This window comes from Pseudomonas sp. MEJ086 (assembly GCF_030209025.1).
GTDB classification, from domain to species: domain Bacteria; phylum Pseudomonadota; class Gammaproteobacteria; order Pseudomonadales; family Pseudomonadaceae; genus Aquipseudomonas; species Aquipseudomonas fulva_A.
The window spans coordinates 91,755-107,583 of sequence record NZ_JARVSV010000019.1 but is presented as its reverse complement, the minus strand read 5'-3'; the positions used below and the strand labels follow the sequence as shown (position 1 = coordinate 107,583).

Annotated in this window: 15 protein-coding genes and 1 riboswitch; of the genes, 10 read left to right on the top strand and 5 right to left on the bottom strand. The window is 64.5% G+C overall.

Going from position 1 to position 15,829, the window contains the following annotated elements:
- Nucleotides 1-69: 69 nt before the first annotated feature.
- The 3 genes from QRN22_RS12190 to QRN22_RS12180 all read right to left on the bottom strand — a co-directional run bounded on the left by QRN22_RS12190 (nt 70) and on the right by QRN22_RS12180 (nt 2,478).
- Nucleotides 70-906: an aldo/keto reductase gene (locus QRN22_RS12190; RefSeq protein ID WP_197077016.1), complete on the bottom strand. Its 837-nt coding sequence runs from the start codon at nt 904-906 to the stop codon at nt 70-72.
- Nucleotides 903-2,075 carry an NAD(P)/FAD-dependent oxidoreductase gene (locus tag QRN22_RS12185; protein WP_042553923.1) on the bottom strand — a complete coding sequence of 391 codons (1,173 nt, stop codon included), beginning with the start codon at nt 2,073-2,075 and terminating at the stop codon, nt 903-905. Before QRN22_RS12185 ends, QRN22_RS12190 begins: the two co-directional genes overlap by 4 nt.
- A gap of 70 nt (nt 2,076-2,145) precedes the next feature.
- A complete protein-coding gene (locus tag QRN22_RS12180; protein ID WP_042553924.1) occupies nt 2,146-2,478 on the bottom strand; it encodes a DMT family transporter in 333 nt (110 codons plus the stop codon).
- Nucleotides 2,479-2,564: 86 nt separating this feature from the next.
- Here QRN22_RS12180 and QRN22_RS12175 point away from each other — a divergent pair, with 86 nt between their 5' ends.
- Complete coding sequence (locus QRN22_RS12175; RefSeq protein ID WP_042553925.1) at nt 2,565-3,452, top strand: LysR family transcriptional regulator; 888 nt, start codon at nt 2,565-2,567, stop codon at nt 3,450-3,452.
- A gap of 70 nt (nt 3,453-3,522) precedes the next feature.
- On the top strand, nt 3,523-4,806 hold the full coding sequence (gene waaA / locus QRN22_RS12170; RefSeq protein WP_042553926.1) for a lipid IV(A) 3-deoxy-D-manno-octulosonic acid transferase: 1,284 nt from the start codon (nt 3,523-3,525) through the stop codon (nt 4,804-4,806).
- A gap of 109 nt (nt 4,807-4,915) precedes the next feature.
- On the opposite strand, the gene QRN22_RS12165 is transcribed toward waaA, so the two are convergent.
- A complete protein-coding gene (locus QRN22_RS12165; RefSeq protein ID WP_042553927.1) occupies nt 4,916-6,349 on the bottom strand; it encodes a TolC family outer membrane protein in 1,434 nt (477 codons plus the stop codon).
- 151 nt (nt 6,350-6,500) lie between these two features.
- Nucleotides 6,501-6,607: riboswitch (TPP riboswitch) on the top strand.
- Nucleotides 6,608-6,823: 216 nt separating this feature from the next.
- Here QRN22_RS12165 and thiC point away from each other — a divergent pair.
- On the top strand, nt 6,824-8,707 hold the full coding sequence (gene thiC, locus QRN22_RS12160; RefSeq protein WP_042553928.1) for a phosphomethylpyrimidine synthase ThiC: 1,884 nt from the start codon (nt 6,824-6,826) through the stop codon (nt 8,705-8,707).
- A 46-nt stretch (nt 8,708-8,753) separates the two neighbouring features.
- On the opposite strand, the gene QRN22_RS12155 is transcribed toward thiC, so the two are convergent.
- Nucleotides 8,754-9,512, bottom strand: coding sequence for an RsiV family protein (locus QRN22_RS12155; protein WP_042553929.1), 759 nt, complete (start codon nt 9,510-9,512; stop codon nt 8,754-8,756).
- Between the two features lie 169 nt (nt 9,513-9,681).
- Here QRN22_RS12155 and QRN22_RS12150 point away from each other — a divergent pair, with 169 nt between their 5' ends.
- The 7 genes from QRN22_RS12150 (at nt 9,682) to QRN22_RS12120 (ending at nt 15,827) form a co-directional block, all read left to right on the top strand.
- The gene (locus tag QRN22_RS12150) at nt 9,682-10,299 is read left to right on the top strand and encodes an NUDIX domain-containing protein (protein WP_042553930.1); all 618 of its coding nucleotides are present in this window, start codon (nt 9,682-9,684) and stop codon (nt 10,297-10,299) included.
- Entirely contained in the window at nt 10,290-10,742 is a 453-nt protein-coding gene (locus QRN22_RS12145) for a DUF1249 domain-containing protein (protein WP_042553931.1), read from the top strand. The genes QRN22_RS12150 and QRN22_RS12145 overlap by 10 nt, the downstream gene beginning before the upstream one ends.
- A 116-nt stretch (nt 10,743-10,858) precedes the next feature.
- Nucleotides 10,859-11,677 (top strand): 3',5'-cyclic-AMP phosphodiesterase, encoded by an 819-nt coding sequence (cpdA, locus tag QRN22_RS12140; RefSeq protein ID WP_042553932.1) that lies wholly within the window; start codon nt 10,859-10,861, stop codon nt 11,675-11,677.
- Between the two features lie 117 nt (nt 11,678-11,794).
- Nucleotides 11,795-12,376 (top strand): YqiA/YcfP family alpha/beta fold hydrolase, encoded by a 582-nt coding sequence (locus QRN22_RS12135; protein ID WP_042553933.1) that lies wholly within the window; start codon nt 11,795-11,797, stop codon nt 12,374-12,376.
- A gap of 45 nt (nt 12,377-12,421) precedes the next feature.
- The gene (gene parE, locus QRN22_RS12130) at nt 12,422-14,320 is read left to right on the top strand and encodes a DNA topoisomerase IV subunit B (protein ID WP_042553934.1); all 1,899 of its coding nucleotides are present in this window, start codon (nt 12,422-12,424) and stop codon (nt 14,318-14,320) included.
- A complete protein-coding gene (locus QRN22_RS12125) occupies nt 14,320-15,306 on the top strand; it encodes an esterase-like activity of phytase family protein (RefSeq protein WP_082045783.1) in 987 nt (328 codons plus the stop codon). The genes parE and QRN22_RS12125 overlap by 1 nt, the downstream gene beginning before the upstream one ends.
- Complete coding sequence (locus QRN22_RS12120) at nt 15,303-15,827, top strand: retropepsin-like aspartic protease family protein (protein ID WP_042553936.1); 525 nt, start codon at nt 15,303-15,305, stop codon at nt 15,825-15,827. The genes QRN22_RS12125 and QRN22_RS12120 overlap by 4 nt, the downstream gene beginning before the upstream one ends.
- Nucleotides 15,828-15,829 lie beyond the last annotated feature (2 nt).

Below are 15,829 nucleotides of genomic sequence, written 5' to 3'. Positions count from 1 at the left end.
GTCGGCTCCTTCTTGCGTCGGGGTCGGCCGCATAAGCGGCGTCAATGGCGTGCCAAACACGCCAGTTCATCACTCTCCTGATTCTTTGTTACCGGTGTTGGTGCCCGCGATCACTTCAGCGGCCATGGCGACGTTGTGAGCCAGGTGCAGCGGGTTGATCGTGCCGACGATGGCACTGCCGACCCCAGGGTGAGCAAAGATCAGCTCGAAGCTTGCCCGCACCGGATCGACACCGCTTTCCAGGCAGACATGCCCGCTGGCCAGGGCTTTCTTGATCAGGATGCCTTTGGCGTGACTGGCAGCATAGTCCAATACCGGGCGCTCATGCTGCTCGCCCAGGTTGTAGGTCACCATCGCGCAGTCACCCCGCTCGAGGGCCAGCAGACCGCCTTCTGCCGTCTTGCCAGAGAAGCCGAAGCCTCGGATCAGCCCGGCCTGCTTGAGTTCGGCAAGGGTGTCGTAGACGGCTTCGTCGCGCAGGATCGACAGATCATCACCGTTGGAATGCACCAGGACCAGGTCGATGTAGTCCGTTTCCAGACGTTTCAGGCTGCGCTCCACCGAGCGGCGGGTATGGGCGCTGGAAAAGTCGAAATGCGACTGACCGTTGTCGAACTCCTCACCGACCTTGCTGACGATCACCCAGTCCTGGCGTTGGCCGCGCAGCAGTGGGCCGAGGCGTTGTTCGCTGATGCCGTAGGCTGGTGCGGTGTCGAGCAGGTTGATGCCCAGCTGGCGGGCGAGATTCAGCAGTTGGCGAGCCTGATGATCGTCAGGAATGGTGAAGCCGTTGGGGTATTTGACGCCTTGGTCGCGGCCCAGCTTGACCGTGCCCAGGCCCAGAGGGGAAACGCTCAGGCCGGTCGATCCTAGCGGGCGGTGCAGACCTTGCAGATCACGTATCAAAACGAGGTCTCCCAGGCGGTGCGGCCGATGACCGGGCGCGGCAGCTCGGGCAACGGCGGATGAACGGCGGGGCGGATGCCATCCCGTTCCAGGTGGCTCAGCACACGATCAGCGAAGTCCGGCGCCAGGGCCAGTTTGGTCGGCCAGCCGACCAGCAGTGCACCCTGGTCACTGAGAAAGGCGTTGTCGGGGCGAACCAGGCCGCTTTGCGCGGGTTCGGCGCGCTCCACCCGCAGCGTCGCCCAGCGGGCTGTGGACAAGTCCACCCAGGGCAACAATTGAGAGAGCTCCTTGCGCGCCGCCTCGATCTGCGCCGCTTCGTCGCGCGCCACGCCATCGGCTTCGGCAAGGTCGCCGCCGAGGTACCAGACCCATTCGCCATCGGCCCCTGGATGGCTGGTAACGGTGATCCGCGGCTTGGGGCCGCCGCCCAGGCAGTGGGCGTACAGCGGCTTCAGCGTCGGCCCCTTGACCATCACCATGTGCAACGGGCGCAACTGCTGACTGGGCTGTGCGACGTTCAGGCTGGCCAGCAGCCCGGCATTGCCGCGACCTGCGCTGAGCACGATACGCTGCGCACGGATCTCCCGGCCATCGACGCGCAGGCCAACGAGTTGCCCGCCTTCGTGCAGGGGCTCGATAGCGTCGGCGGCGAGCAGGCTGTCACCGGCGAGATCGGCCAGGCGCGCAATCAGGCTGGGTACGTCCACCACCAGCTCGGCCAGGCGATAGACCTTGCCCTTGAATTTCGGGTTCTGCAGCGCGGGCGGCAACTGCTCGCCCTTGACCTGATCGACTCGGCCGCGCACCGCCTTGCTGGCGAAGAAGCTGGTGAGGTTGCCGGCCAGGGTGCCAGGCGACCACAGATAATGAGCGTCGGAGAGCAGGCGTACGCCAGACAGATCCAGCTCGCCGCTGCCGTCCAGCGCCTCGCGCCAGCGTCGCGGCATGTCTGCGATGGCTTCCGAGGCGCCGCTCAGGGCGCCGTGCAGGGCATATTTGGCGCCGCCGTGGATGATCCCCTGGGACTTGACGCTCTGACCGCCGCCCAGGCTTTCCCGCTCCAGCAGCAGCGTGGCATAGCCGTTGGCACGCAGGCGCGCATTCAGCCATAAGCCGGCGATGCCGCCGCCGACGATCAGGACGTCTGTGCTCAGAGTTTGGGACATGCGGGCGCCTCTAGGGAAAACAGGTGCGCAGTATAACCCTCGTGAGAGCGGCAAGCTTCAAGCGCCTGCCTCAATGCCCAGTGACACGGGAGAACAACTGGATCACCACCACGCCACTGACGATCAGGCCCATGCCCAGGACCGCGGGCAGGTCCGGTTTCTGGTCATAGACGAACATCGCCGCGATGCTGACCAGGACGATGCCCAGGCCGGCCCAGATGGCGTAGGCGATGCCCACCGGAATGGTGCGTACGACCAGGATCAGCATCCAGAACGCGATGCTGTAGCCGGCGATCACCAGCAGCAGCGGCAACGGTTTGTTGAAGCCATCGACGGCCTTCATGGACGTGGTTGCAACCACCTCGGCAGCGATGGCCAGAGCGAGATAGAGATAACCATTCATCGGCAGCACTCCTATTAACAGGGGACCGATTTTACGGGTTCATTCTGTTAGGTAAACTCATTACCTATCTTGATTGGAGATAGGTTGTGCGCTGGACTCTCGAGCAGCTCGAAGTATTCGTAGCCGTTGCCGACGGCAACTCCTTTTCTGCCGTGGCGCGGCGTTTCGGCCGGGTGCAATCTGCGGTCAGTACCGCCGTGGCTGCGCTGGAGGATGATCTGGGGGTGCGCTTGTTCGAGCGCAGCAGCGGGCGTCAGCCGCGCCTGACCGAAGCCGGCCAGGCGTTACTCGAAGAGGCCCGCGAGTTGCTGCGTCAGTCCGAACGGCTGGAGGGGCGGGCTTTGGGGTTGTCGCAAGGCGAGGAGGTGTGTTTGCGCCTGGCTCAGGATGAGGCGCTGCCGATGCCGCCGATACTCGACAGCCTGGAGGCCTTGGCCCAGGCGTTCCCGCGGGTCGAGGTGCAGATGACCAGCGGCGGCCAGGGCGTGGTGGCGCGCCAGTTGCTCGAGCGGCGTGCCGACCTGGGCCTGCTGTTTCACCATGAAGGCATGCCCGCCGAGCTGGAGCGTCGCCGCTTGGGCATGGTGGATATGGTCATGGTCTGCGGGGCCGCTCATCCGCTTGCCCAGGGGCGCTCCGTCGACCGTCGTGAGTTGGCCCAGCACCGGCAGTTGCTGATTACCCTGCAGGACAGCCACTACCCGGGTAACGAACGAATCAGCCCGACGGCCTGGCGCACCGACAGCTTTTATGTGATGGCTGAGTTGCTGATGCGTAATCTGGGCTGGGCGTGCCTGCCTAGGCACGTGGCGCAGTACCCAACTTATCAAGGGCATTTGATCGAGCTGAGCAGCGACTGGATCGCGCCGCCACTGCCGGTGGAACTGGTGTTTCGCCGTGATGAAACCTTGGGCCCGGCCGCGCAGTGGCTGGTACGCTATCTCGGTGATCGGCTGCGCATACTGGAGCCTTGATGCGTACGCTTGTGGCCGGCGCTCTGTGCCTGCTTGTGCTGCAACGTCGGCATCCCTAAGCTTCGCCGCCATGAACCGATATCTCTATAGCCTGCTGTTTCACCTCTGCCTGCCGTTGATCGGTCTACGTCTGATCTGGCGAGCCTGGCGCGCGCCTGCTTATACCAAGCGTGTCGGCGAGCGCTTTGCTTTAGGTCTGCCGCCATTGCGTCCAGGCGGTATCTGGGTCCACGCGGTATCGGTCGGTGAAAGCATCGCGGCAGCGCCGCTGGTGCGCGAGCTGCTGGCGCGCTATCCGGATCTGCCGATCACCCTGACCTGCATGACACCGACCGGCTCCGAACGCATTCGCGCGCTGTTTCCCGACGCGCAGTTCGCCGGTCGCGTCCAGCACTGCTATCTGCCCTATGACCTGCCCTGGGCTGCGTCGCGCTTTCTCGAGCGAGTACGTCCGCGCCTGGCGGTGATCATGGAAACCGAGCTGTGGCCCAACTACATCCACCAATGTGCCCGTAGAGGTATTCCGGTGGCCCTGGCCAATGGTCGACTGTCCGAGCGCTCGGCCAGAGGCTACGGGCGCTTTGCCAAGCTCACTGCGCCGATGCTCGCTGAGCTGAACCTGCTCGCGGTGCAGAGCCAGGTCGAGGCGCAGCGCTTCGTCGCCCTCGGAGCACGGCCTGAAACGGTCGAGGTGACCGGCTCGATCAAGTTCGACCAGCAGGTGGATACCGACGTGTTGGCGCGCGCCACGGCGCTGCGTGAGCGGTGGCAGGCGCAGCGACGACCGGTATGGATCGCCGCCAGTACCCGTGAGGGGGAAGATGCGCTGGTCATCCAGGCACACCAGCAACTGCTCGCCACGCAGCCGGATGCGTTATTGATCCTGGTGCCGCGTCATCTCGAGCGTTTCGACAGCGCCGCTGCGCAGTTGCGTGAGGTCGGCCTCACCTTCGTGCGTCGCTCCTCGGGCGAGGCTGTTGACCCTGGTGTGCAGGTACTGCTCGGCGACAGCATGGGCGAACTGATGTTTCTGTATGGCTTGGCCGATGTCGCTTTCGTGGGTGGCAGCCTGGTCGAGACGGGCGGGCACAATCCGCTGGAGCCAGCGGCGCTGGGGCTTCCGGTAATCATGGGGCCACATCGCTTCAACTTCCAGGAGATCACCGCGCAGTTGCTCGAGCGTGGCGCGCTCTGCGAGGTGGCGGATGCCAAGGCGCTCGGCACTCAGGTCGCGGTGCTGTTGCACGAGCCACCACGTGCGGCGGCCATGCGCGAGGCCGGGCTGGCAGTGCTCAAGTCCAACCAGGGCGCGCTGCAGCGTTTGCTGGATGGGTTGGGAAGGCTGATCGTCTAGAGTCTGCCCGTCTGCCCTGAGTTTCGCTGCAACGCTGCGGGCGTGGGCCAATCTCTATTCATTGTGGGCCTGATCCGGTATCCCTGCAGATTGTCCATTCCCCCTGCGCTTACTCGTCGCCTTGCAGGCGTGCTTCGGCGGCCTTGGCCAGATCCGTGGGCAGGAAGTCGCGGTCCGGGTTGTAGTCCGGCTTCAGGTAACGACCCAGAGCGTCCAGATCTGCCGGGCTGAGGGTGCCGGCAGCCTGTTTCAGGCGCAGATTGTTGAGGATGTAGTCGTAGCGCGCGTCGTTGTAGTTGCGCACTGCGCTGTACAACTGGCGCTGGGCGTCCAGTACGTCGACGATGTTGCGCGTGCCTACCTGATAACCGATTTCCGTGGCTTGCAGCGCGCTCTGGTTGGAGATGATCGACTGGCGGCGAGCCTGTACGGTTTCCACGTCGGTGTTCACCGCGCGATAGAGGTTGCGGGTGTTCTGTACCACCTCACGGCGCAGCCCTTCACGTTGTTGCTCGGACTGACTGAGGCGCTGGTAGGCCTCGCGGGCCTGGGAGCTGGTGAGGCCGCCGCTGTACAACGGAATGTTCAGTTCCAGGCCAATGCTGCGTTGCGACACGTCGCTGCCATAGTTCTGCCCGGTGTAGTTGGGGTTGCTCAGGCCCAGTGCGTCGTTGTCTCCGCGCTCATAGCGGGCCACGGCATCCAGGGTCGGCGCGTGCCCGGCCTTGCGCTGACGCAGGGTTTCCTCGGCCGCATCGACGGCAAAGTTGCTGGCCTGCAGGTTGAGATTCTGCGCGGCCGCGGTGTTGACCCAGGCGGTGGCGTCGTTGGGCACGGGGGTAAGAATCGGCAGGCTGTGCTGGATGCCTTCGATGCTCCGGTATTCGCGGTTGGTCAGGGTGATCAGGGCCTGGAAGGCGTCGTCGACCTGACGCTGGGCAATGATGCGATTGGCCCTTGCCGTATCGAAACCGGCCTGGGCCTGAAGCACGTCGGTCTTGTCCGAGAGGCCAACGTCGAAGCGCTCGTTGGCCTGGTCGAGCTGGCGATTGAAGGCCGCTTCTTCGGCTTTGGTGGAGGCCAGGTTGTCCTGGGCGCGCAACACCGAGAAATAGGCCTCGGCGCTCTGCAGGATCAGGTTCTGCTCATTGGCGGAAAGCTCCAGGGCGGCCTGCTCGCTGACCGCTTCGGCCGCCTGCAGCTGGAACCAGCGGTCGGCGCGAAACAGTGGCTGGCTGAGGTTGGCCTGGTACAGCGTACCGCTGCGTGACTGGGTGGCGGAGGGCTGTTGCAGGGCGGTGCGAGTGTCCGTCGTCCGGGCGCCGGCACTGAGGTTCGGCAGCAGGCCTGCGCGGGCCTGCGGTACGCCTTCGCGGCGGGCCTGGTAGTCGGCTCGGGCGGCGGCCAGATCGGCATTGTTGGCGGCGGCCTCCTGATACACCGACATCAGGTCGGTGCGTACCGACAGCGGGGCCGGATCTGCCCAGGCCGTGGCGGTTGAGGCAGCGGTCACGGCGACGGCCAGGGAGAGTCTGCGCAGCATGTCAGCGAATCCTAGAGGGGGCAGTAGTCGGCGAGACTAAGCCCGGCCATCGGGGTGGTCAAGGCGCGCGGTGATGGGCAGGCAGGCGCCACTATCCGACCTGCGGGTCCTGCCGGCGTTGCGGCGGCGGGCAGCTGTCAGTAGACTGGCCGAGTTCTTGTCGGGGTGCCTCGAATCGGAGGCTGAGATCGGATAGTTCCGGATCCCGTTGAACCTGATCAGGTTAAGGCCTGCGTAGGGAACAAGAGGTATCCACCTCTACAGATCGTTTGAAAACGTGTGCGATGGCACGCGGATAGTTTTCAGCGACCTGCATGGTGGAAACCCCCGCACCGCGTTCGCGGTGCGCCCGCGCCCTGGCTGTTCGATCATGCCGGCGCTCTCACGAATCCTGCATGTTCAAACAGCCACGGCGTGGTGTTGCTTCATCACGTCCATCAGGTTCGCTCCGACATCAAGCCGAGGAGCCAACCGATGAGCGTCAAACAACAACAGAACCTCAGTGAGTCCGCCCAGGTCGACGAGCAGTCGATCCAGCCCTTTCCCCGTTCGCAGAAAATCTACGTCCAGGGCTCGCGCCCGGACATTCGCGTGCCGATGCGCGAAATCAGCCTGGACGTGACACCGACAGACTTCGGTGGCGAGATCAATGCCCCGGTCACCGTCTACGACACCTCCGGCCCCTACACCGACCCGAGCGTGACCATTGACGTGCGCAAGGGCCTTGCCGACGTGCGCAGCGCCTGGATCGAGGATCGTGGCGATACCGAACGCCTCGATGGCCTGTCCTCGGAGTTCGGCCAGCGCCGTCTGGCCGATGCCGAGCTGACCAAGATGCGTTTCGCTCATGTGCGCAACCCGCGCCGCGCCAAGCCCGGCAAGAATGTCAGCCAGATGCATTACGCGCGACAGGGCATCATCACGCCGGAGATGGAATACATCGCCATCCGCGAGAACATGAAGCTCGCCGAGCACCGCGCGGCCGGGCTGCTCAAGGAGCAGCATGCCGGCAACAGTTTCGGCGCCAGCATTCCCAAGGAAATCACCGCCGAGTTCGTTCGTGACGAAGTGGCCCGTGGCCGCGCCATCATTCCCGCGAACATCAACCACACCGAACTGGAGCCAATGATCATCGGCCGCAACTTCCTGGTGAAGATCAACGGCAATATCGGCAATTCGGCGCTGGGTTCGAGCATCGAGGAAGAGGTCGCCAAGCTGACCTGGGGCATTCGCTGGGGTTCGGATACGGTGATGGACCTGTCCACCGGCAAGCACATCCACGAAACCCGCGAATGGATCATCCGCAACTCGCCGGTGCCGATCGGTACCGTGCCGATCTACCAGGCGCTGGAGAAGGTGGGCGGCGTGGCCGAAGACCTGACCTGGGAGCTGTTCCGCGACACCCTGATCGAACAGGCCGAGCAGGGTGTCGACTACTTCACCATTCACGCCGGCGTGCTGCTGCGCTACGTGCCGCTGACCGCCAAGCGGGTTACCGGCATCGTCAGTCGCGGCGGTTCGATCATGGCCAAGTGGTGCCTGGCGCACCACAAGGAAAACTTCCTCTACACCCACTTCGAAGACATCTGCGAAATCATGAAGGCCTACGACGTCAGCTTCTCGCTGGGTGACGGCCTGCGCCCGGGCTCCATCGCCGATGCCAATGACGCCGCGCAATTCGGTGAGCTGGAGACCCTTGGCGAGCTGACCAAAATTGCCTGGAAGCACGATGTGCAGTGCATGATCGAAGGCCCGGGCCACGTGCCGATGCAACTGATCAAGGAGAACATGGACAAGCAGCTGGAGTGCTGCGACGAGGCACCGTTCTATACCCTGGGCCCACTGACCACCGATATCGCGCCAGGCTACGACCACATCACCAGCGGCATCGGTGCGGCGATGATTGGCTGGTTCGGCTGCGCGATGCTCTGCTACGTCACCCCCAAGGAGCATCTGGGGCTGCCCAACAAGGATGACGTGAAGACCGGCATCATCACCTACAAGATCGCCGCCCATGCGGCCGACCTGGCTAAGGGGCACCCGGGGGCGCAGATCCGCGACAACGCGCTGAGCAAGGCGCGTTTCGAATTCCGTTGGGAGGATCAGTTCAACCTCGGTCTGGACCCGGATACCGCGCGTGCCTTCCACGACGAAACGCTGCCGAAAGACTCGGCCAAGGTCGCCCACTTCTGCTCCATGTGCGGGCCGAAGTTCTGCTCGATGAAAATCACTCAGGAAGTGCGCGAGTACGCCAAGGTCAACGGTCTGTCCGACGACAGCAAGGCGGTCGAGGCCGGCTTCAAGGAGCAGGCCGAGCGCTTCAAGGAAGAGGGCTCGGTGATCTACCGGCAGGTGTGACGCTCAGCCGGGTGGACGGCAGGGCTGCCGCTCACCCGGCCTTCTCTCAGCGTGCCGCGGCGCCGGGCATGTAGGCCGGGCGCAGGATCCCCTGCAGCTGGCTGTAGGGGATCTTGATCTCGGGGTGGCCGTCGGAGTAGGGCGCCAGGCGGGCGACATCGTACTTGAGCATCACCGCGTCGGGGTTGAGGGCGATATTCGCCGTGCGCTCGAAGGGCCAGGTCTTGCGGAATTCCCCATCGTCGCCGTGCCCCTGGGCGATCAGCCAGGCCTGGTGAGCGCGCTGGGCGACCTGCCAGAACGCTGCCTCTTCGCCAGGGACGATGAAGTCCTGCAGGCTCAGCACCTTGTTCAGCTCACGGTCATAGTTCAGGTAGGTGCGACCCGGAACGCCATGGGCGCCACCGATGAAGTGGTAGCTGGACAGTTCGATCACCACCAGGCGGTCATGCTGGCTGATGACCTTGTCCTGCAGATAGCTGACCCAGCCAGGTTTGCCGTTGGCGAGAAACTCACGTTCATGATCGGCCAGCGATTGCGGTCTGGCGCCGGTGGCGGTGCCCACCAGGCCAAGCAGAGTCGACTCGATCCGTGCATTGAGCTCGGGGTGGTCGGTTACCCGCTGCAGCTCGATGTTGACCAGCGGGCAGTCCTGGGCGGCGCAACCCGGTGCCTTGTGCTCCCAGCGCTCGTTGCTGGTGGCGAGGGCCGCTGGCGTGTCCGGCCCGGACAGGCTCTGGCAGGCGCCGAGCAGCAGGCCCAGGCTGAGGATGGCGCCGAGGCGGGCAATGGAAGATGTTTTCATGCAGGAAAGCCATTGGCGAAGGACGGGTGTTCGACTGCCTGACGGCAGTTGAGTTCGCGATTATTCGTCAATGCGAGCGGATCGGCCAGGGTTTCGATGCGTCGCTTGCGGGAGAGGCTTAACAGCCCCTAGGATGCATTCAATAAGCAGGCAAACGAGAGAAAAGCAGATGACCGAAACCTTTACCCCCGGCCCGGATGCGGTGGAAATCATCGAACGTGAAGAATGCTTCCGCGGTTTCTACCGTCTGGATCGCTTTCACCTGCGCCACCAGCAGTTTTCCGGCGAGATGGGGCCAGTGCTCCGCCGTGAACTGTTCATCCGCCACGATGCCGTGTGCGTGCTGCCCTACGATGCGGTGACCGACAGCGTGGTGCTGGTCGAGCAGTTCCGGGTCGGCGCCATGCACAAGGCCGCCAACCCCTGGCTGGTCGAACTGGTAGCCGGGCTGATCGACAAGAACGAGGAGCCCGACGAAGTCGCGCTGCGTGAAGCCGAGGAAGAGGCCGGGCTGACGCTGACCTCGCTGTGGCCGATAACGCGCTATTTCCCGTCGCCGGGCGGCTCCGACGAATTCGTGCACCTGTTCCTCGGTCGCTGCGACAGCGCCGGTGTGGGCGGCATACATGGCCTCGAGGAAGAGGGCGAGGACATTCGCGTGCAGGTCTGGCCTTTCGAGGATGCCTTGCAGGCGGTCAAGGATGGGCAGATCAACAACGCGGCGAGCATCATCGCCTTGCAATGGCTGGCGCTCAATCGCGCCGAGGTAAGGGGCCTATGGGGGTAAATCTGCTGCGTGAGCGCTACCGGGTCGATCTGATCGAACTGCAGGCTGCTTGCGAGGCCAATTACGCGCGGCTCATGCGTTTGCTGCCCGGCATGCGCGAAGCTCACGCTGCCCGCCGTGTGGCGCTCAGCCAGGGTGAACGGCAGCTTGGCGTGCTGGCGCTGGAAGTGGTGGAGTGCTGCCCGTACACCTCCACCGTCCAGGTACGTCAGGAGCACAGCCTGCCGTGGCTGCCCGTGCCGCAGTTGGAGGTGCGTGTCTATCACGATGCGCGCATGGCAGAGGTCACCGGTGCCCAGAGTGCACGGCGCTTTCGCGGCATCTATCCTTATCCCAATGCCGCCATGCACCAGCCGGACGAGAAAACCCAGCTCAACGTGTTCCTCGGCGAATGGCTGAGTCACTGCCTGGCATGTGGGCACGAAACCGAACCTTTGCTGTGAGATGGCGTCTTGCTATCAAACTGCTTCGGGTTTCTGTGAACTAGTCCCTATTAGTGGGTTTACCGGGCCCACGCCGCGCTTCCATAATTTGCACTTGCCCTCTATGGAGAAGCACCTTGTCGAGTGCGTCCGTGTCCACCCCCGCCGATTCTTCGGTACTGCTCGTGCAGCTTACCGATAGTCACCTGTTTGCCGCCGCGGACGGCAAGCTGCTGGGCATGGATACCGCCGACAGCCTGCGCCTGGTGGTCGATCTGGTGCTTCAGGAACAGTCGAACATCGACATGATCCTGGCGACTGGCGATCTGTCTCAGGACGGCAGCCCTGCCTCTTATGCGCGCTTTGTCGAGCTGAGCGCCGCGCTGAATGCCCCGGCTCGCTGGATCCCCGGCAACCACGACGAGATCCCGGCCATGAAGGCGGCCTGCGTGGGCACCGACCTGCTCGAGCCTGTCGTGGATATCGGCAACTGGCGGTTGGTCATGCTCGACTCCTCGATCCCCGGTGCTGTGCCCGGTTACCTGCAGGATCCGCAACTGGCGCTGCTCGAACGGGCGCTGAGCGAGGCCCCCGATCGCCACCATCTGATCTGCCTGCATCACCATCCGGTGGACATCGGCTGCCAATGGATGGCGCCGATAGGCTTGCGCAATCCCGAGGCGCTGTTCGCTGTGCTGGACCGTTTTCCGCAAACGCGGGCGGTCCTCTGGGGGCACGTCCATCAAACCATCGACGAGATGCGCGGCAAGGTACGCCTGCTTGCCTCGCCATCGACCTGCGTACAGTTCACTCCCGGCAGCGAAGAGTTTCAGGTCGACAGCACGGCGCCCGGCTACCGCTGGCTGCGCCTGTACGATGACGGTCGTCTGGAAACCGAGGTGTCGCGGGTCAGCGGGATGGTTTTCGAGCCCGACTACAGTGTCGGCGGTTACTGAGCGATCCGCCTACGCTCCAGCGCAAGCCGCGTTGCCGCATGAAATCCGCTATGGCTGGGGGCGATCCGCCAGCCGCAGGGCTTGCCGCTGATGGGGCGGCGCTAGTAGCCTCCCGTTATGACTACCAGCATTCTTTATATCCATGGGCTCAACAGCTCGCCGGCTTCCACCAAGGCCAGCCAGTTGATCGCTGCCATGACCGCCATGGGGCTGCAGGCGCAACTGCGCGTTCCGGCCCTGCATCATCATCCACGCCAGGCCATCGCCGAGCTCGAGGCGCTGATTGCCGAGCTCGGTCGCCCCGTGCTGGTCGGCAGCTCCCTGGGCGGCTACTATGCGACCCACCTGGCCGAACGGCATGGCCTCAAGGCGCTGTTGATCAACCCTGCGGTGTGCCCGCACCGGCTGTTCGACGGCTACCTCGGCCCGCAACGTAACCATTACAGTGGCGAAACGTGGGATCTGACTGCCGATCACGTGACGGCACTGGCGGAGCTCGAAACGCCCCCGCCCACTGATCCGGCCCGTTATCAGGTATGGCTGCAGACTGCCGATGAAACCCTCGATTACCGGCACGCCCAGGCGTATTACCGGCATTGCGCCCTGCGCATCGAGGCTGGCGGCGACCATGGTTTTCAGGGCTTCGCCGAGCGCCTGCCCATGCTGTTTGCCTTCGCCGGCATCGCGCCCGTGTCCTGACCGGTCGCGCCCGAACCCCGATTAATCAGAGCATTTCAGAGACCTATGGCCCAGCAAAACGCCTACAACGCAGATGCCATCGAAGTCCTTTCCGGCCTTGATCCGGTACGCAAGCGGCCGGGGATGTACACCGACACCAGCCGCCCCAACCACCTGGCCCAGGAAGTCATCGACAACAGCGTCGACGAAGCCCTCGCGGGGCACGCCAAATCCATCCAGGTGATCCTCCACGAGGACAATTCCCTGGAGGTCAGTGACGACGGCCGCGGCATGCCGGTGGACATCCATCCGGAAGAGGGCGTGCCTGGGGTCGAGCTGATCCTCACCAAGCTGCACGCTGGTGGCAAGTTCTCCAACAAGAACTACCAGTTCTCGGGCGGCCTGCATGGCGTGGGTATCTCGGTGGTCAACGCCCTGTCGACCCGGGTCGAAGTACGGGTCAAGCGCGACGGCAACGAGTACTCCATGGCGTTCGCCGATGGTTTCAAGGCCAGCGACCTGGAAGTGATCGGTACGGTCGGCAAGCGCAACACCGGCACCAGCGTGCATTTCTGGCCGGATGGCAAGTATTTCGATTCCCACAAGTTCTCGGTCAGCCGCCTCAAACACGTGCTCAAGGCCAAGGCCGTGCTGTGCCCCGGCCTGGCAGTGAGCTTCCATGACAAGGCCAGCGGCGAGCTGGTCGAGTGGCTCTACGAAGACGGCCTGCGCTCCTACCTGGTCGATGCGGTCAGCGAATACGAACGCCTGCCCAACGAACCCTTCTGCGGCAGCCTGGCCGGCAACAAGGAGGCCGTGGACTGGGCGCTGCTGTGGCTGCCGGAAGGCGGCGATTCGGTGCAGGAAAGCTACGTCAACCTGATTCCCACTGCCCAGGGCGGTACCCACGTCAACGGTCTGCGCCAGGGCCTGCTGGACGCCATGCGTGAATTCTGCGAGTTCCGCAACCTGCTGCCCCGTGGAGTCAAGCTGGCCCCGGAAGACGTCTGGGAGCGGATCGCGTTCGTCCTGTCGATGAAGATGCAGGACGCCCAGTTCTCCGGGCAGACCAAGGAGCGCCTGTCTTCCCGTGAGGCGGCCGCATTCGTCTCCGGCGTGGTCAAGGATGCTTTCAGCCTGTGGCTCAACGCCCATCCGGAGTTCGGTCAGCAGTTGGCCGAACTGGCCATCAGCAATGCCAGCCGCCGCCTCAAGGCGGGCAAGAAAGTCGAACGCAAGAAGATCACCCAGGGCCCGGCGCTGCCCGGCAAACTGGCCGATTGCGCTGGCCAGAATCCGATGCGCTGCGAGCTGTTCCTGGTCGAGGGTGACTCCGCCGGTGGCTCCGCCAAACAGGCGCGGGACAAGGAGTTCCAGGCGATCCTGCCGCTGCGCGGGAAGATCCTCAATACCTGGGAAGTGGACGGCGGTGAAGTGCTGGCCAGCCAGGAAGTGCACAACATCGCCGTGGCCGTCGGCCTCGACCCCGGCTCCAGCGATCTGAGCCAGTTGCGTTACGGCAAGATCTGCATCCTCGCCGACGCCGACTCCGACGGCCTGCACATCGCCACGTTGCTCTGTGCGCTGTTCGTGCAGCATTTCCGCCCGTTGGTGGACGCCGGGCACGTGTACGTGGCCATGCCGCCGCTGTATCGCATCGACCTGGGCAAGGAAATCTACTACGCCCTGGATGAGCCTGAGCGTGACGGGATCCTCGACCGCCTGGTGGCCGAGAAGAAACGCGGCAAGCCGCAGGTGACCCGCTTCAAGGGTCTTGGCGAAATGAACCCGCCGCAACTGCGCGAAACCACCATGGACCCCAACACCCGGCGCCTGGTGCAACTCACCCTCGACGACTACGACGGGACTCGCGAGGTCATGGACATGCTGCTGGCGAAAAAGCGCGCCGGCGACCGCAAATCCTGGCTGGAGTCCAAGGGCAACCTGGCGGAGGTGCTGCTCTGATGCGGCGACTGCTCGGCGTCGTGCTGTTTTCGGCTCTGGCGCCGGTGCTGGCGGATACCCCGCCACTCGAGGAACTCAAGCTGCTCAGCGAGCACCCGGTCGCCGGCATGGAGTCGGGCAATCTGTCCGGCCTTGCCTGGTGCGGCGATGCGTTGTGGGCCGTGTCCGATCGTGACGACGATCGCCTCTATCGTCTCGACTCGTCCGCGCGGATCTGGCAGGCCGAGGCCGAGCGTTTCGTGGCGCCGCCGGCACCCGTGATGCCGCTGCCCTGGGGCCTGCGCATGCGCGCCTGGGTGTCCGGCCTGGTGCGCGGTGGTCATCTGGATTTCGAAGGTATCGCCTGCGACGCCAAGGGCAATCGCTACCTGGTCAGCGAAAGTCATGCCGCAGTACTGCAGGTACCGCCCGCCGCCGATGCGCAGTGGCTGGCATTGCCCGAGGGCATGGTGCGCCAGGCACGGGCCAGCGGCATGCTGCTGCACTTCAACTCGCAGTTCGAGGGCATCGCCGTCGATCCGGCTGGTGAGCGCCTGTGGCTGGCCGCCGAGAAAGAGCGGCGTGGCCTGGTGGTGGTGCATCACCGTCGTGCCACCTGGCGCTGCGAAGGGGGCTGCGTGCTGCTCAGCGAGGGCGGCCAGGAGGCTTCGCCCGACGCCCTGGGCGGCGCACCGGCCCCCGTCGACTTCTCCGGCCTGGCCTTTCACGAGGAAAAACTCTTTACCCTGGAGCGACAGGCCCACCGTATCTGCCGCCGCACACCGGCGAGCGGTGACGCCGAGCGCTGCTGGTCGTTCGCCGCGGATGCGCTGACCGACGAACGTCGCTATCCGGTCAGCTACGGCGTTGCCGAGGCGCTGTCGGTGGATGCGGAAGGTGCCTGGATCGGTCTCGACAACGGTGGCCACGCCCGTGCGGACGGCGAGAGTCGGCCGGTGGTCTGGCGTTTCGCGGCGCCTGCCGGTGGCTGGGGTGCGACGCGGTGAGCGAGCAGACCGCCGGCCGTCGTGCCGGCCGGGTGATGCTGGTCCTGGCCTGGGGGGCGGGGCTGCTGCTGGCCACGCATTTCTTCGGCAAATGGGAAGAGGACAAGCGCCATCCCAACCGTCAGCCGCAGTCGGTGCATGGTAGCGACTATGTCGAGGTGCGCCTGGCCAGCAGCCCCGGTGGGCATTATCTGGTCGATGGGCAGATCAACGGTGACTCGGTGACCTTTCTGCTCGACACCGGCGCCACCCAGGTCGCGATCCCCAGCCAGGTTGCCCGCAGCCTGGGCCTGCAGTCGGGGGCACCTGTGCAGATCAGCACCGCCAATGGCCGCGCCACGGCGCATCGCACGCGTCTGGAGCGCTTGCAGCTTGGCGATATCGTGCTGCATGACGTATCCGCGCTCATCGCGCCAGGCATGGATGGCGACGAAATCCTGCTGGGCATGAGCGCCTTGAAACAACTTGAATTCAGTCAGCGCGACGGCACCTTGATGCTGCGCCAATCAACCTTGCAATGAGG

Coding starts and splice junctions, on each gene's coding strand:
- QRN22_RS12185 (WP_042553923.1), bottom strand. CDS start 2,075: ATGTCCCAAACTCTGAGCACAGACGTCCTGATCGTCGGCGGCGGCATC.
- QRN22_RS12180 (WP_042553924.1), bottom strand. CDS start 2,478: ATGAATGGTTATCTCTATCTCGCTCTGGCCATCGCTGCCGAGGTGGTT.
- waaA (WP_042553926.1), top strand. CDS start 3,523: ATGAACCGATATCTCTATAGCCTGCTGTTTCACCTCTGCCTGCCGTTG.
- QRN22_RS12165 (WP_042553927.1), bottom strand. CDS start 6,349: ATGCTGCGCAGACTCTCCCTGGCCGTCGCCGTGACCGCTGCCTCAACC.
- thiC (WP_042553928.1), top strand. CDS start 6,824: ATGAGCGTCAAACAACAACAGAACCTCAGTGAGTCCGCCCAGGTCGAC.
- QRN22_RS12155 (WP_042553929.1), bottom strand. CDS start 9,512: ATGAAAACATCTTCCATTGCCCGCCTCGGCGCCATCCTCAGCCTGGGC.
- QRN22_RS12150 (WP_042553930.1), top strand. CDS start 9,682: ATGACCGAAACCTTTACCCCCGGCCCGGATGCGGTGGAAATCATCGAA.
- QRN22_RS12145 (WP_042553931.1), top strand. CDS start 10,290: ATGGGGGTAAATCTGCTGCGTGAGCGCTACCGGGTCGATCTGATCGAA.
- QRN22_RS12135 (WP_042553933.1), top strand. CDS start 11,795: ATGACTACCAGCATTCTTTATATCCATGGGCTCAACAGCTCGCCGGCT.
- parE (WP_042553934.1), top strand. CDS start 12,422: ATGGCCCAGCAAAACGCCTACAACGCAGATGCCATCGAAGTCCTTTCC.
- QRN22_RS12125 (WP_082045783.1), top strand. CDS start 14,320: ATGCGGCGACTGCTCGGCGTCGTGCTGTTTTCGGCTCTGGCGCCGGTG.